Raw genomic sequence first — 14239 nt, forward strand, 5'->3', positions numbered from 1 at the left:
GAGCGTGATCGACGAGCTGCTGGTGCGCTATGTCGAATCGCTGGTGTACCAGGCCGTGGCCGAGAACATGGCGTCCGAGCACTCGGCCCGGATGGTGGCCATGAAGGCCGCGACCGACAACGCGGGCAACGTGATCGACGAACTCAAGCTGGTCTACAACAAGACTCGCCAGGCAGGCATCACCAAAGAGCTGTCGGAAATCGTCTCGGGCGCYGCGGCGGCCGCCGGCGTCTGAGCCTTTCGGCCCTCAACAGATTTAAATTTTTATCGGAGCAGACATGGCTCAAGCAGAAGCAGTTCAAGGCAAGATCGTTCAATGTATCGGCGCCGTGGTCGACGTGGAATTCCCGCGCGACAAGATGCCGAAGATCTACGACGCGCTCAAGTTCGAAGGCAGCGCACTGACCCTCGAAGTGCAGCAGCAGCTCGGCGACGGCGTGGTTCGCACGATTGCGCTCGGTTCTTCCGACGGCCTGCGCCGCGGCCTGATCGTGACCAACACGCAAGCCCCGATCACCGTGCCGGTGGGCAAGGCGACGCTGGGCCGCATCATGGACGTGCTCGGCGCGCCGATCGACGAGCGTGGCCCGGTCGACCAGGCGCTGACCGCCTCGATCCACCGCAAGGCCCCGGCCTACGACGAACTCTCGCCCTCGCAGGACCTGCTCGAAACCGGCATCAAGGTGATCGACCTGGTCTGCCCGTTCGCCAAGGGCGGCAAGGTGGGCCTGTTCGGCGGCGCCGGCGTCGGCAAGACCGTGAACATGATGGAGCTCATCAACAACATCGCCAAGGCGCACTCGGGCCTGTCCGTGTTCGCCGGCGTCGGTGAGCGCACCCGCGAAGGCAACGACTTCTATCACGAGATGGCCGACTCCGGCGTCGTGAACCTGGAGAACCTCGGCGAGTCCAAGGTGGCCATGGTCTACGGCCAGATGAACGAGCCCCCGGGCAACCGTCTGCGCGTGGCGCTGACCGGCCTGACCATCGCCGAGTCGTTCCGCGACGAAGGCCGCGACGTCCTGTTCTTCGTCGACAACATCTACCGCTTCACGCTGGCCGGTACCGAAGTGTCGGCACTGCTGGGCCGGATGCCTTCCGCCGTGGGCTACCAGCCCACGCTGGCCGAGGAAATGGGCCGCCTGCAGGAGCGGATCACGTCGACCAAGGTCGGCTCGATCACCTCGATCCAGGCCGTGTACGTCCCCGCCGACGACTTGACCGACCCGTCGCCCGCCACCACCTTCGCCCACCTGGACTCCACCGTGGTGCTGTCGCGCGACATCGCCTCGCTCGGTATCTACCCGGCCATCGACCCGCTCGACTCGTCCTCGCGCCAGCTCGACCCGCTGGTCGTCGGCGAGGAGCACTACGAAGTGGCCCGCGCCGTGCAAGGCACGCTGCAGCGCTACAAGGAACTGCGCGACATCATCGCCATTCTGGGCATGGACGAACTGGCCCCCGACGACAAGCTGGCCGTGGCCCGCGCACGGAAGATCCAGCGCTTCCTGTCGCAGCCCTTCCACGTCGCTGAAGTGTTCACCGGCTCGCCCGGCAAGTACGTGCCGCTGGCCGAGACCATCCGCGGCTTCAAGATGATCATCGCCGGCGAATGCGATCACCTGCCGGAACAAGCGTTCTACATGGTGGGCAGCATCGACGAAGCGTTCGAAAAGGCCAAGAAGGTCGCTTAAGGAATCCCCATGGCAGGCACCATTCACGTCAGCGTGGTCAGCGCCGAGGAGTCGATCTTCTCGGGCGAGGCCAAGTTCGTTGCTCTGCCCGGCGAAGCCGGCGAGCTCGGCATCTACCCGCGCCACACGCCGCTGATCACGCGCATCCGCCCCGGCGCGGTGCGCATCGAAACGGCCGACGGCGGCGAGGAATTCGTCTTCGTGGCCGGTGGCATTCTCGAAGTGCAGCCCACCACGGTGACCGTGCTGTCCGACACCGCGATCCGCGGCAAGGACCTCGATGACGAGAAGGCCAACGCCGCCAAGACCGCGGCCGAGGAAGCGCTGAAGAACGCCAAGACCGACATCGACATCGCGCTGGCTCAGTCGGAACTGACGGTGATGGCTGCTCAGCTGGCAGCGCTGCGCAAGTACCGCCAGAAAAAATAGCTCGCCCCCAGGTTGGCTCACTTCGTGTAGCCGCCCACCCCCTACCGGGGGCAMCACCAGCGGCCCGGCAAAGCCGGTTCTGCGGTGTTTCTGGAAAAGAAAGCCGCCTTCGGGCGGCTTTTGCTTTTTGGGAACCGCTGAGACTGAGCTTCGGCCTTCATTTGGCCGAAGTTCAGACTTGTTGGGCTTAAGCGCCGGCTCTAGTATTCGCTTCGCTGCATGGCTCACAGGCCGGCAGCGCCGAAGAACAATGACGGAGACACGCACTTGGCCCCCTGGAGCCGATTGACCGCGGACGAGATGCTTCTGCTGGAGACCACCTTCTGGTCGGCCGGCGGGTCGCGCCATGGCATCGCCGAGCAACTCGGCTTCTCCAAGAGCAAGGCCAATTCATTGATCGCCGGCCTGGTCGAGCAGGGCCTGCTCGCCGAAGCGGGCCTGCAGCGATCGTCCGGCGGACGCCGGCCCGAAAACCTCCGGCTGCATGCCGGCCTCGGTGTCGTGGTGGGCGTCGACATCGGCGCCACCAGCCTCGACGTCGCGGTGCTCGGACTCGACCTCCAGGTGCTTGCGCATCACGCGGAAGCGGCCGATGTGCGCGAAGGTCCGGGCGTGGTGCTGGCGCGCGTGCGCGTGCTGGTGCGCGACCTGCTCGCCCGGGTCGGCTTCGAGGCCAGGCAGGTGCTCGGCATCGGCATCGGGGTGCCGGGCCCGGTCAACTTCGACATCGGGCAGCTGGTGAACCCGCCGCTGATGCCGGCCTGGGACAGCTTCTCGATCCGGGACTACCTGCGCGAGGACTACGCCGCGCCGGTGTTCGTCGACAACGACGTCAACCTGATGGCGCTCGGCGAGCTCTGGCGGCTGAAGCGGTCGCYTTCCAATTTCCTGGTCATCAAGGTCGGCACCGGCATCGGCTGCGGCATCGTCTGCCACGGCGAGGTGTACCGCGGCGCCGCCGGATCGGCGGGCGACGTCGGCCACATCTGCGTCGACCAGGAGGGCCCGCGCTGCCACTGCGGCAACCTGGGCTGCGTCGAGGCGATGGCGGCCGGCCCGGCGATCACGCGGATGGCGGTGCAGGCCGCCGAAGCCGGCGAGAGCGCCGCGCTGGCCGAGTGCCTGCGGGTGCAGGGCCGCATCGAGGCCGTCGACGTCGGCCAGGCCAGCCGTGCCGGCGACGCTGCCGCCAATGCCATCGTGCAACGCGCCGGCAGCCTGATCGGCCAGATGCTGGCGTCGATCGTGAACTTCTTCAATCCGTCGCACGTGTTCATCGGCGGCGGCATCACGCGCATCGGGCCGCTGTTCCTCGCCGCCGTGCGGCAAAGTGTCTACCAGCGCTCGCTGGCGCTGTCGACGCGGCACCTGGAGATCCAGTACACGCCGCTGGGTGCGCAGGCCGGCTTGATCGGCGCCGGCGTGCTCGCCATGCAGGAGACGCTCAAAGTGCGCGGGGTGGCGCCATCATGAAGAGTTCCGTCGCGGTCGAGTTCGACAACGTCTTGAAGGCCTTCGGCCCGGTGGAGGTGCTGCATGGCGTGAGCTTCTCGCTCGCACCGGGCCGCGTCTACGGCCTGCTGGGCGAGAACGGCGCCGGCAAGTCCACGCTGATGAAGATGCTTGCGGGCTACGAGTCGCTGACCGGCGGCACGTTGAAGGTGAACGGCGAGCCGCAGCAGTTCGCCAGTTCGCGCGAGGCCGAGGCGCTGGGCATCGTGCTGATCCACCAGGAGTTCAATCTCGCCGAAGACCTCACGGTGGCGCAGAACATCTTCCTCGGCCACGAGAAGAAGAAGGGCTGGCTGCTCGACGACGTTGCGATGGAGCGCGATGCGGCCAGTGCGCTGGCCGAAGTCGGGCTCGAGATCGACCCGGCCACCAAGGTGCGGCGGCTGATCGTGGCCGAGAAGCAGCTGGTCGAGATCGCCAAGGCCATTTCGCGCCACGCGCGGCTGCTGATCATGGACGAGCCGACCGCCACGCTGACGCCCGGCGAGACCGAGCGCCTGTTCAAGCTGATCGCGCAGCTGCGCGCCGACGGCGTGACCATCGTCTACATCTCGCACAAGCTCGACGAGGTCGAGCAAGTGACCGACGAGGTGATCGTGATGCGCGACGGCCGCTTCGTGGCCCGGTCGCCCACCTCCGAGGTCACGCGCCACCAGATGGCGAACCTGATGGTCGGGCGCGAACTCGCGGACCTCTATCCGCCGCGCGATGCGGTCGTCGCGGCGGCGGCGCCGGCCATGAAGGTGCGGGATTTCTCCGTGCCCGGCTGGGCGCAGAACGCGAGCTTCGAGGTGCGTCCGGGCGAGATCCTCGGTTTCGCCGGGCTCGTCGGTGCCGGCCGGACGGAGCTCTTCGAAGGCCTGCTCGGGCTGCGCCCCGCGAGCGGCACGGTCGAGATCGAAGGCCGGGCGCGCAGCTTCCGCAACCCGCGCGACGCCGCGAGGCACGGCCTGACCTACCTGAGCGAGGACCGCAAAGGCAAGGGCCTGCACGTGAATCTCGGACTGCGCCAGAACCTCACGCTGATGGCGCTCGAACGCTATGCGCAGCCGTGGCTGAAGCCCGACGCCGAGCGCGCTGCGCTGGCCGAAGCCGTGAAGGACTACGGCATCCGCACCGGCGACCTCGATGCGCGCGCCTCGTCGCTGTCGGGCGGCAACCAGCAGAAGCTGGCGCTGGCCAAGGTGCTCCAGCCGCAACCGAAAGTGGTGGTGCTCGACGAGCCCACGCGAGGCGTCGACGTCGGCGCCAAGCGCGACATCTATTTCCTGATCCAGCGCCTGGCCCGCCAGGGGCTGGCCGTGATCGTCGTCTCTTCCGAGCTGATGGAACTGATCGGCCTGTGCCACCGCGTCGCTGTGATGCGCGCGGGCCGCCTGGTCACCACGCTCGATGCCGAACATCTGACCGAAGAGGACTTGATCGCTCATGCCACCGGAACCGCTTCCTAGCGCCCAGGCCGCGCACCGCCCGGTCACCCGCCCGCGCTGGACCGAGCGCCTGCACGGCTTCGGCCCGGTCATCGGGCTGGTGCTGCTGTGCATCGCGGGCACTTTGCTCAACGGCGACTTCGCCACGCTCGACAACGCCATGAACGTGCTCACCCGCACCGCCTTCATCGGCATCATCGCGGTCGGCATGTGCTTCGTGATCATCTCGGGCGGCATCGACCTGTCGGTCGGCTCGATGGCGGCGCTGATCGCGGGTTGCGTGATCATGTTCATCAACGCGATGGCCCCGGCGCTCGGATCGCCGCTGCTGGCGGTGTTGCTGGGCGCTCTGCTCGCGGTGCTGCTCGGCGGGGTGTTCGGCCTCGCGCACGGCCTGCTGATCACCAAGGGCCGGATCGAGCCCTTCATCGTGACGCTCGGCACGCTCGGCATCTTCCGTGCCTACCTGACCTACTTCGCCGACGGCGGCGCGCTGACGCTCGACAACGAGCTGTCGGACCTCTATGCGCCGGTGTATTACGCGAGCCTGCTGGGCATCCCGGTGCCGGTGTGGGTGTTCTTCGTCGTGGCGGTGATCGGCGGCCTGATCCTCAACCGCACCGCCTATGGCCGCTACGTGCAGGCCATCGGTTCCAACGAGCAGGTGGCGCGCTATGCCGCGGTCGGGGTCGACCACGTGAAGATCATGACCTACGTGCTGCTCGGCGTCTGCGTCGGCATCGCGACGCTGCTCTACGTGCCGCGGCTGGGTTCGGCCTCGCCGACCACCGGCCTGCTGTGGGAGCTGGAGGCGATCGCGGCCGTGATCGTCGGCGGCACCGCGCTCAAGGGCGGCGCGGGCAGCATCACCGGCACGGTGATCGGCGCGATCCTGCTTTCGGTCATCAGCAACATCCTGAACCTCACCAGCATCATCAGCGTGTACCTCAACGCCGCGGTGCAGGGCATCGTGATCATCGTCGTGGCGTTTCTTCAGCGCGGCCGGCGCTAGGCCGCAACCGTTTCTCGTTCGTTCAAGTTCATTCACCACAGGAGACAAGAAGCATGAAATCCGTCACCCGACGCCTGGCGCTGAGCGCCGTCGCCGCCGCGAGCTTCGCGGCCCTCCCGGCCCTGGCCGCCGAGCCGGTCAACCTCGGCGTGTCGATCCCGGCGGCCACGCACAGCTTCATGGGCGGCATCAACTACTGGGCCAACCAGGCCAAGAAGGACCTCGAGAAAGAGCACAAGGACCTGAAGATCACGATCAAGACCGCGGCCAACGCGCCCGAGCAGGCGAACCAGCTGCAGGATCTGTCGACCGTGAGCAAGATCAACGCGCTCGTGATCTTCCCGTTCGAGTCGGCCGCGCTCACCAAGCCGGTGGCCCAGGTCAAGGCCAAGGGCACCTACGTCACGGTGGTCGACCGCGGCCTCACCGACACCAGCGCCCAGGACGCGTACGTCGCCGGCGACAACACCGCCTTCGGCAAGATACCGGCCGAGTACATCGCGAAGAAGCTGGGCGGCAAGGGCAATGTCGTGGCGCTGCGCGGCATCGCCACCACGCTGGACAACGAGCGCATGGACGCCTTCAACAGCGTGCTCAAGAACTACCCGGACATCAAGCTACTGGATGCCAAGTACGCCAACTGGAACCGCGACGATGCCTTCAAGGTCACGCAGGACTACCTGACGCGCTTCAAGAAGATCGACGCCATCTGGGCCGCCGACGACGACATGGCGGTGGGCGTGCTGAAGGCCATCGAGCAGGCCAAGCGCGACGACATCCTGCTGGTGTTCGGGGGCGCGGGCGCCAAGGGCATGGTCAAGACGATCATGGACGGCAAGGACCCGCGGATCCAGGCCGACGTGAGCTACTCGCCGAAATTCATCTATGACGCGATCAAGCTCACGGCCGAGGCGCGGCTGAAGGGCGAGAAGCTGCCGGCGACCACGATCATTCCTTCGGTCTTGATCACGAAGGACAACGCGAAATCCTTCTACCACCCCGATTCGCCTTTCTGACTGTTGCTCGCCCCCAGGTTGCCCGGCACTTCGTGTCCGGGCGCCCACCCCCTACCGGGGGCAACACCAGAGGCCCGGCAAAGCCGGTTCCTCGGTGTTCCACCAAGGGCGCGCTTCGCGGCGCTTGAAACTGCATGACACACGACACTTTTTCACGCAGGCTGCGCTACGCGATGGTCGGCGGCGGGCGCGACGCCTTCATCGGCGCGGTGCACCGCAAGGCGATCGCGCTCGACGGCCAGATCGAGCTGGTGGCCGGCGCGCTGTCTTCGAGCGCCGAGAAGGCCCTGGCCTCGGGGCGCGACCTGTTCCTGGCGGACGATCGCAACCACGGCGACTGGCGCGAACTGCTCGCCGATGAACTGCAGCGGCCGGCCGGAGAGCGCATCGACTTCGTCTCGATCGTGACGCCGAATCACGTCCACTTTCCGGTGGCCCAAGCCTTCGTCGAGGCCGGCTTCCATGTGGTTTGCGACAAGCCGATGGTGCACACGCGCGAACAGGCCGATGCGCTGGTCGCAGCGGTGGCGAAGCAGGGCACGGTGTTCGGCGTCACCTACAACTACACCGGCTACCCGATGGTCCGCCAGGCGCGCGAGATGGTGCGCTCGGGCGACATCGGCGAGATCCGCAAGGTGGTGGTCGAATACAACCAGGGCTGGCTCGCGACGCGACTCGAGGGCGAAGGCAACAAGCAGGCGGCCTGGCGCAGCGACCCCGCGAAGAGCGGCGCGGCCGGCGCCATCGGCGACATCGGCTCGCATGCCGAGAACCTGGTGGCAACCGTCACGGGACTCGAGATCGAGAGCCTCTGCGCCGACTTGAGTTCGCTGGTGCCGGGCCGTCCGCTGGACGACGACGGCAGCCTGCTGCTGCGTTTTCGCGGCGGCGCGCGCGGCGTGCTGGTCGCGTCGCAGATCAACACCGGCCTGGAGAACGACTTGCGACTGCGCGTCTCGGGCACGCTCGGCACGCTCGTTTGGCGGCAGGAGCAGCCGAGCGAGCTGACGCATCTGCCACACGACGGCCCGAAGCGCATCCTCACGCGCGGCTCGCCGTGGCTCTGCGAATCGGCGCGGCGCGCGAGCCGGCTGCCCAGCGGGCATCCGGAAGGCTTCATCGAGGCCTTCGCCAATGTGTATGGCGGAATCGCGGCGGACATCCGCGCCCGGCTCGAAGGCCGGCCCGCCGATCCGCTTGCCGCCGACTATCCGCGCGTGGAAGAGGGCGCGCGCGGCGTGCGTTTCATCGAACGCACCGTGGCCTCGGCGGCCAGCGCGCTCAAGTGGACAGGCTGGTAGCCTCGACGCGGCGCATGCGGTGAATCGCCGGCGGCTGGACGTGCAGGATTCGCAGGCCCCTACAGCACCACCGGCGCATCCGGCAGCTCATTGCGATCCGCCTGCCCTTCGGCCAGCGGAAAGTGCGCCACCAGCAGGGCCGAGACCTCTTCGAGCGCCTGCGTCAGCCCGTCCTCGAAGCGCCCCTCGCGGAAGGCGGCGCCCATGCGCTGGGCCATCGCGGCCCACTGCTCGGCGTCGACGCGGGCATCGATGCCGCGGTCGGCGACGATTTCGATCGCGTGCTCGGCCAGCAGCAGATAGATCAGGACCCCGTTGTTGTGCTCGGTGTCCCACACGCGCAGCTTGCCGAACAGCATGATCGCGCGCTCGCGCGCCGGTGCGCCGCGCCACAGGTAGGACAGCGGCAGGCCGGCCTCGACGCAGATGCGGATCTCGCCGCTGTGGCGCCGCTCGCTGGCCGCCACGCGGCGCGTCAGGCGCTCGAGCAGCTCGGCCGGCAGCGCGCGGCGCACGTCGGCCTCGTCGGTCCAGCGGTGGCGCCACAGGCGGCCCAGGCGCGCGAACAGCGAGGGGGAGGATGAAGAAGATGAAGAAGAAGAGGGCGATGCCATGGCTACCAGTCTCCCGAGGCGCCGCCGCCGCCGAAATCGCCGCCGCCGCCGGAGCTGAAGCCGCCTCCACCGCCGCCGCCGCCCGAAGACGAACCGCCGCCCCAGCCGCCGCCGCCGAAACCGCCACCGCCCCGGCGGCCGATGGACGGGCCGGCACCGAAGGCCATCGACAGCAGCGTGAAGAGCAGGGCGCCCAGTCCGGCCAGCACCGCGATCACGAGGCTCGATGTGAGCACCATCACCACGACGCCGGTCAGGCCGCCCAGCGCCAGCGAGCCCGGGATCTTGCCGAGGATGCGGCGCGCGATCGGGCCGCCCACCAGCACCGCGGCGAACAGGAAGATGCCGAGGTCCTGCCAGTCGAAGCCGCGGCCGGAGCCCTGGCCGTCGCCGAAGTCGCCGCCGCGCGCATCGACCTCGGGCAGCGCCTCGCCATTGACGCGCGCCATGAGCTGGTCGACCGCCGCGTCGAGGCCGCCCGCGAAATCGTTCTGCCGGAAGCGAGGCTTCATGGCCTCGTCGATGATGTGCGCGGCAGCAAGGTCCGGCACTGCGCCTTCGAGGGTCTTCGCGACCTCGATGCGCATCTTGCGGTCGTCCTTGGCCACCACCACGAGGATGCCGTCGCCGACCGCCTTGCGGCCGATCTTCCAGGCATTGCCGACCCGGTTGGCGTAGCTCGCGATGTCCTCGGGCTGGGTGGTCGCGACCATCAGCACCACGATCTGCGAGCCTTTCTTCTGCTCGAAGTCCTGCAGCTTGGCGTCGAGCGCGCTGCGCTGGGCCGCGCTCAGCGTGCCCGTCTGGTCGATCACGCGCGCGTTCAGCGCGGGCACCGGCAGCAGGCCCTGCGCCTGGGCGCCGAACAGCGCCACCGCCATCAGGAAGAGGGCCGTCAGCGCCTGCCGGATGCGGACAGCTGTCATGAGGGGGGCGCGTCGCCTACTTCTTCGGCGCGCTGAAATCGACCGTCGGCGGCGTCGAGATCTGGGCTTCGTTCTGCACCGTGAAGTTGGGCTTGGGCGCGTAGCCCATCACCTTGGCCGTCAGGTTGGTCGGGAAGCTGCGGGCCAGCACGTTGTACTCCTGGACCGTCTGGATGAAGCGGTTGCGCGCCACCGTGATGCGGTTCTCGGTGCCTTCGAGCGTCACGCGCAGGTCGCGGAAGGCCTGGTTGGCCTTCAGGTTCGGATACTGCTCGGACACCGCCATCAGGCGCGACAGCGCGCCCGACAGCTCGCCCTGCGCCTGCTGGAAGCGATTGAAGGCCTCGGGATTGTTGAGCGTCTCGGGCGAGACCTGGATCGAGGTCGCCTTGGCGCGCGCCTCGATCACGCGGGTCAGCGTCTCCTGCTCGAAGTTGGCCTCGCCCTTGACCGTGGCCACGATGTTGGGCACCAGGTCGGCGCGCCGCTGGTACTGGTTGAGCACCTCGCTCCAGGCCGACTTGCTGGCCTCGTCGAGCCGCTGGAAGTCGTTGTAGCCGCAGCCCGTGAGCGACAGCGCCGCGACGATGATCAGAAGCCAGCGTTTCAACATGTCCGAACCCTCTCTGTGCGAAGTCGGCAAAGGTAGCATAGATGGATGGCGATCGATCCTCTCCAGGCCCTGCAGGCCGCGCACCGCAGGCCGGTGCCGGGCTCGGACGGCGGCCCGCCGAAGGGCACGCTGCTGATCGCCGGCGCGACCGGCGCGCTCGGCCACGAGCTGGTGCGCCGGCTGGCCGGCCGCCATCGCTTCGACCACACCATCGTGCTGGCGCGCGAGCCGATCCGCGACGGCCTGCGCGGCGTCGAGACCGTGCTGACGCCGGCGCTGCCGATCGCGCAATGGCCGCTGGTCAGGGCCGACACCGCGCTGGTGCTGTTCGAGCCGCCGCGGCTCTACTACGACCGCGAGCGCGCGCTGTGGACCCCCGAGCCCGCGCAATTGCCGGCCTTGGCGGGCTGGTTGCGCGCCTGCGGCGTGCAGACGCTGGCGGTGGTCCTGCCGCACGACCAGGGCCGGCTGCCGGAGGCCTTGAAGCACGGACTGGCCAACCTCGACGAGCAGGGCGTGGTGGCGCTGGGCTTCGAGCGCGTGCTGCTGGTGCGCTCGGCGCGCAAGCCGGCGCCGGTCCGCTTCGCGAACCCGGGCGAGCGGCTGGCGGCCTGGATGCTGTCGATCGCCCGCTTCATGGTGCCGCCCAGCGAGCAGCCGGTGCGGGCGTCCAAGGTGGCCGAACTGATCGACATCGCTCTGCGCCTCGCCCCGCCCGGCGTGCACGTGGCCGCGCCCGAGCTGGTGTGGCGGGCCGCCCAAGGCGAATTGCGTGCGGTCGTGGAAGGCTGGGTGGCTGCGCCTCCCTGAACACGGCGGTCACGCGACCGAGGCAAAATCGCTACTTCCGGCAGCACCACCCATGTCCACCAAAGCCAAACTCCGCGCCAACGCCATCGGCGGCACCGCCGACGACGTCGAGGCCGCTTTCTACGAAGCGCTGCAGCGCGGCGACGTCGACGCCCTGATGAACTGCTGGGCCGACGAGGAAGAGGTTTTCTGCGTCCATCCCGGCGGCCCGAGGCTGGTCGGGGCGGAGGCGATCCGCGCCGCCTTCGAGCACATGTTCGGCAACGGCACGATCCAGGCCACGCCGGCGCGCGTGCGCAAGGTCGAGTCGCTCGCCAGCGCGGTCCACAACGTGCTGGAGCGCATCGAGGTGCTGACGGCCGAGGGGCCGCGCCATGCCTTCGTGCTGGCCACCAACGTGTACCACCGCACCGCGCAGGGCTGGCGCATGGTCGCGCACCACGCGAGCCCCGGCAGCGCGCACGAGCCCGGCGATGCCGGCGAGGTGCCGCAGACGCTGCACTGAACCATGCAATACGTCGCGCCACGCTGGCTGCCCGGCGGCAACCTGCAAACCATCTGGCCCGCGCTGTATGCCCGGCGCGCCGAGGTGCCGCTGCCCGACTATCGGCGCGAGCGCTGGACCACGCCCGACGGCGACTTCATCGATGTCGACTTCCTGGATGCCGCCGTGGCGGGACCGCGGCCGCTGCTGGTGCTGTTCCACGGCCTCGAAGGGTCGTCGCGCAGCCACTACGCGGAAGTCTTCGGGGCCTTCGCGCACGCGCAGGGCTGGGACTACGCCGTGCCGCATTTCCGCGGCTGCAGCGGCGAGCTCAACCTGGCGCCGCGGGCCTACCACTCGGGCGACTTCGAGGAGATCGGCTGGATCCTTGCGCGGCTGCGGGAGCAGCTGGACCCCGCGCAACCCATGCGGGCGACCGGCATTTCGCTCGGAGGCAACGCGCTGTTGCGCTGGGCCGAGGAGGCCGGCAGCGAAGCCTCGAAGCTGGTGAGCGCGGTGGCCTCGATCTCGGCGCCGCTGGACCTGGCGGCCGGCGGCGCCGCGATCGGCCGCGGCTTCAACCGGCTGGTCTACACGCGCATGTTCCTGTCGACCATGAAGCCCAAGGCGCTGGCCAAGCTGGCCCAGCATCCAGGCCTGTTCGACCGCGAGAAGCTGCTCGCGGCCCGCGATCTCTATGCCTTCGACGACGTGTTCACCGCGCCGCTGCACGGCTTCCGCGACACCGACGACTACTGGCACCGCGGCTCGGCCAAGCCGCACCTGCACCGGATCCGGATTCCGGCGCTGGCAGTGAATGCGGTCAACGACCCCTTCGTGCCGGGGGCCAGCCTGCCGCGCCAGGAAGATGTCGGCAGCCACGTGACGCTGTGGCAGCCCGTCCACGGCGGCCACGTGGGCTTTCCGTTCGGCGCGCCCCCCGGCCATGTCCGCGCCATGCCCGAGCGAGTGGTCAACTGGTTGAAGCTGAGCTAACCCCCAGGTTGGCTCACTGCGTGTAGCCGCCCACCCCCTTTCAGGGGGCGCCCCCGGCGGCCCGGCAGAGCCGGTTCCGCGGCGGCCCACGTAGAAGTCCGCGTCGCCTGGGAGCAAAATATGTTTTATGGACGACATCGTCAAACAGGCCTTGGCCAAATGGCCCAACGTGCCGCACTGCTACGGCTGGCTCGGGCTGGATGCGCGTGGCAACTGGTTCATGCGCGATGACGGCACGCAGGCCATGGGGCCGTTCGTGCAGGCCAAGGGCTCGCAATTGCGCCACGACAAGCTGATCGACTTCATCCAGCGCAACTACGAGCACGACGAGCAGGGCCAGTGGTTCTTCCAGAATGGGCCGCAGCGGGTGTATGTCGAACTCGAGGCCGCGCCGTGGATCTGGCGCGTGGCCGAGGACTTCTCGGTCACGTCTCACAGCGGCCGGCCGATCGAACCCACGGCCTGCCTGCTCGACGACGCCGGCAAGTTGTATCTGGTCGCCGACATCGGACTGGGCCTGGTCCACACGCAGGACGTCGGCTTGGCGGCCGAGGCCATCGATCAGGGGCGCTGGGTGCCTGAGAGCGTCCGCGCCGAGGATCTTCCGGCCCGTTTCGGGCACGTGCTGAGCCCGGCGGCGGGCCAGCCGGCGCATCCGACGCCGCCGCCCTGAGCGGAAACGCCGCTCGCAGAACGCAAAAAAGCCCGCATCGCGCGGGCTTTTTGCTGAGAGGTGAGATGCGAACTACTTGCCAGCCGCCGCTGGGGCCGCATCGGCCGCCGCCGTGCCTTCGGGGGCTGCTGCGGCCGCCCGTTCGGGCACCGGGAACGCGGCACCGCCGGCGTTGGCCAGGAAGACCACCGCGCGGCCGATCTCGGTGTCCTCGAAGTCGCCGCCGCCTTGCGCCGGCATCGCGCCCTTGCCCTTGAGCGCGTGCTCCAGCAGCGTGGCGTAGCCCTGGCCGATGCGAGGGCCCCAGGCCGCGGCATCGCCCTGGTGCGGAGCGCCCGGGATGCCCGGAGCGCCGTGGCAGGCGATGCACTGGGCCTTGAACACGGCTTCGCCGGTGGCGAGCGGGCGATTGGTGTCGCGGATCTCGATCGAGCCGACCTTCTTGAGACGATCGGCGATGTCGCGATCGCGCACGTCCTTGGAAACACCGTAGAGCGACATGCCTTCGCCCTGCTCCGAACCCGAGGGGTGCGTGCCGGACACGACGAACGAGACCAGGCCGACGATGATCAGGATCGGAACGATGAAGGAGAAAAATACCGCGAGCAGGAGCTGCTTCGGATTCTTGATCGGGCCGGTGTGGGCTTCTTCTGCGGCCTGGTTGTGCGGTGCGTCGCTCATTGCGTCCTCAGTATCGGGGGCTTTTTTTGGATCAACCGCGGATTATAG

The 14239-nt window shown here is 68.5% G+C and carries 16 protein-coding genes; 12 read left to right on the forward strand and 4 right to left on the reverse strand.

Translation table 11 applies throughout. The features are described 5' to 3' along the window. The 8 genes from AC1D2K_RS15600 to AC1D2K_RS15635 all read left to right on the forward strand — a co-directional run. A partial coding sequence (locus AC1D2K_RS15600; RefSeq protein ID WP_478089741.1) for a F0F1 ATP synthase subunit gamma occupies positions 1–235 on the forward strand: 235 nt, incomplete at its 5' end. Between the two features lie 43 nt (positions 236–278). Continuing rightward, positions 279–1694, forward strand: a complete 1416-nt coding sequence (gene atpD / locus AC1D2K_RS15605) for a F0F1 ATP synthase subunit beta (RefSeq protein ID WP_478089742.1) — start codon at positions 279–281, stop codon at positions 1692–1694. 9 nt (positions 1695–1703) lie between these two features. After that, a complete protein-coding gene (locus AC1D2K_RS15610; RefSeq protein ID WP_478089743.1) occupies positions 1704–2123 on the forward strand; it encodes a F0F1 ATP synthase subunit epsilon in 420 nt (139 codons plus the stop codon). Positions 2124–2423: 300 nt separating this feature from the next. Next, on the forward strand, positions 2424–3596 hold the full coding sequence (locus AC1D2K_RS15615) for an ROK family protein (RefSeq protein WP_478089756.1): 1173 nt from the start codon (positions 2424–2426) through the stop codon (positions 3594–3596). After that, complete coding sequence (locus AC1D2K_RS15620; RefSeq protein WP_478089744.1) at positions 3593–5086, forward strand: sugar ABC transporter ATP-binding protein; 1494 nt, start codon at positions 3593–3595, stop codon at positions 5084–5086. Before AC1D2K_RS15615 ends, AC1D2K_RS15620 begins: the two co-directional genes overlap by 4 nt. Continuing rightward, a complete protein-coding gene (locus tag AC1D2K_RS15625) occupies positions 5064–6077 on the forward strand; it encodes an ABC transporter permease (RefSeq protein WP_478089745.1) in 1014 nt (337 codons plus the stop codon). Before AC1D2K_RS15620 ends, AC1D2K_RS15625 begins: the two co-directional genes overlap by 23 nt. A 53-nt stretch (positions 6078–6130) precedes the next feature. Beyond that, positions 6131–7093, forward strand: a complete 963-nt coding sequence (locus AC1D2K_RS15630; RefSeq protein ID WP_478089746.1) for a substrate-binding domain-containing protein — start codon at positions 6131–6133, stop codon at positions 7091–7093. 134 nt (positions 7094–7227) lie between these two features. After that, positions 7228–8394, forward strand: coding sequence for a Gfo/Idh/MocA family protein (locus tag AC1D2K_RS15635; protein ID WP_478089747.1), 1167 nt, complete (start codon positions 7228–7230; stop codon positions 8392–8394). Positions 8395–8453: 59 nt separating this feature from the next. On the opposite strand, the gene AC1D2K_RS15640 is transcribed toward AC1D2K_RS15635, so the two are convergent. Genes AC1D2K_RS15640 through AC1D2K_RS15650 form a run of 3 tightly spaced genes read right to left on the reverse strand, consistent with a single transcriptional unit; the run spans position 8454 to position 10547 of the window. After that, positions 8454–9008, reverse strand: coding sequence for a TPM domain-containing protein (locus tag AC1D2K_RS15640; RefSeq protein ID WP_478089748.1), 555 nt, complete (start codon positions 9006–9008; stop codon positions 8454–8456). Between the two features lie 2 nt (positions 9009–9010). Next, on the reverse strand, positions 9011–9934 hold the full coding sequence (locus AC1D2K_RS15645) for a TPM domain-containing protein (protein WP_478089749.1): 924 nt from the start codon (positions 9932–9934) through the stop codon (positions 9011–9013). Between the two features lie 16 nt (positions 9935–9950). Next, positions 9951–10547, reverse strand: coding sequence for a LemA family protein (locus AC1D2K_RS15650; RefSeq protein ID WP_478089750.1), 597 nt, complete (start codon positions 10545–10547; stop codon positions 9951–9953). Between the two features lie 45 nt (positions 10548–10592). Between AC1D2K_RS15650 and AC1D2K_RS15655 the strand changes: the two genes are divergently transcribed. The 4 genes from AC1D2K_RS15655 to AC1D2K_RS15670 all read left to right on the forward strand — a co-directional run bounded on the left by AC1D2K_RS15655 (position 10593) and on the right by AC1D2K_RS15670 (position 13510). Continuing rightward, entirely contained in the window at positions 10593–11357 is a 765-nt protein-coding gene (locus AC1D2K_RS15655) for a hypothetical protein (RefSeq protein ID WP_478089751.1), read from the forward strand. Between the two features lie 52 nt (positions 11358–11409). Beyond that, entirely contained in the window at positions 11410–11862 is a 453-nt protein-coding gene (locus AC1D2K_RS15660) for a YybH family protein (protein ID WP_478089752.1), read from the forward strand. Between the two features lie 3 nt (positions 11863–11865). Next, complete coding sequence (locus tag AC1D2K_RS15665) at positions 11866–12837, forward strand: YheT family hydrolase (protein ID WP_478089753.1); 972 nt, start codon at positions 11866–11868, stop codon at positions 12835–12837. Positions 12838–12964: 127 nt separating this feature from the next. After that, positions 12965–13510, forward strand: a complete 546-nt coding sequence (locus AC1D2K_RS15670) for a DUF2946 family protein (RefSeq protein WP_478089754.1) — start codon at positions 12965–12967, stop codon at positions 13508–13510. 72 nt (positions 13511–13582) lie between these two features. Here AC1D2K_RS15670 and AC1D2K_RS15675 read toward each other — a convergent pair whose 3' ends face one another. Beyond that, positions 13583–14191 (reverse strand): c-type cytochrome, encoded by a 609-nt coding sequence (locus AC1D2K_RS15675; RefSeq protein ID WP_478089755.1) that lies wholly within the window; start codon positions 14189–14191, stop codon positions 13583–13585. Positions 14192–14239: the final 48 nt, after the last annotated feature.

This window comes from Variovorax sp. P1_H12_2 (assembly GCF_056405335.1).

What these genes read in the sequence shown, in the direction of transcription:
- AC1D2K_RS15635 (WP_478089747.1), top strand. Translation starts at nt 7,228, where the DNA reads ATGACACACGACACTTTTTCACGCAGGCTGCGCTACGCGATGGTCGGC.
- AC1D2K_RS15645 (WP_478089749.1), bottom strand. Translation starts at nt 9,934, where the DNA reads ATGACAGCTGTCCGCATCCGGCAGGCGCTGACGGCCCTCTTCCTGATG.
- AC1D2K_RS15655 (WP_478089751.1), top strand. Translation starts at nt 10,593, where the DNA reads ATGGCGATCGATCCTCTCCAGGCCCTGCAGGCCGCGCACCGCAGGCCG.
- AC1D2K_RS15620 (WP_478089744.1), top strand. Translation starts at nt 3,593, where the DNA reads ATGAAGAGTTCCGTCGCGGTCGAGTTCGACAACGTCTTGAAGGCCTTC.
- AC1D2K_RS15675 (WP_478089755.1), bottom strand. Translation starts at nt 14,191, where the DNA reads ATGAGCGACGCACCGCACAACCAGGCCGCAGAAGAAGCCCACACCGGC.
- AC1D2K_RS15640 (WP_478089748.1), bottom strand. Translation starts at nt 9,008, where the DNA reads ATGGCATCGCCCTCTTCTTCTTCATCTTCTTCATCCTCCCCCTCGCTG.
- AC1D2K_RS15625 (WP_478089745.1), top strand. Translation starts at nt 5,064, where the DNA reads ATGCCACCGGAACCGCTTCCTAGCGCCCAGGCCGCGCACCGCCCGGTC.
- AC1D2K_RS15665 (WP_478089753.1), top strand. Translation starts at nt 11,866, where the DNA reads ATGCAATACGTCGCGCCACGCTGGCTGCCCGGCGGCAACCTGCAAACC.
- AC1D2K_RS15660 (WP_478089752.1), top strand. Translation starts at nt 11,410, where the DNA reads ATGTCCACCAAAGCCAAACTCCGCGCCAACGCCATCGGCGGCACCGCC.
- AC1D2K_RS15630 (WP_478089746.1), top strand. Translation starts at nt 6,131, where the DNA reads ATGAAATCCGTCACCCGACGCCTGGCGCTGAGCGCCGTCGCCGCCGCG.
- AC1D2K_RS15670 (WP_478089754.1), top strand. Translation starts at nt 12,965, where the DNA reads ATGGACGACATCGTCAAACAGGCCTTGGCCAAATGGCCCAACGTGCCG.
- AC1D2K_RS15610 (WP_478089743.1), top strand. Translation starts at nt 1,704, where the DNA reads ATGGCAGGCACCATTCACGTCAGCGTGGTCAGCGCCGAGGAGTCGATC.
- AC1D2K_RS15650 (WP_478089750.1), bottom strand. Translation starts at nt 10,547, where the DNA reads ATGTTGAAACGCTGGCTTCTGATCATCGTCGCGGCGCTGTCGCTCACG.
- atpD (WP_478089742.1), top strand. Translation starts at nt 279, where the DNA reads ATGGCTCAAGCAGAAGCAGTTCAAGGCAAGATCGTTCAATGTATCGGC.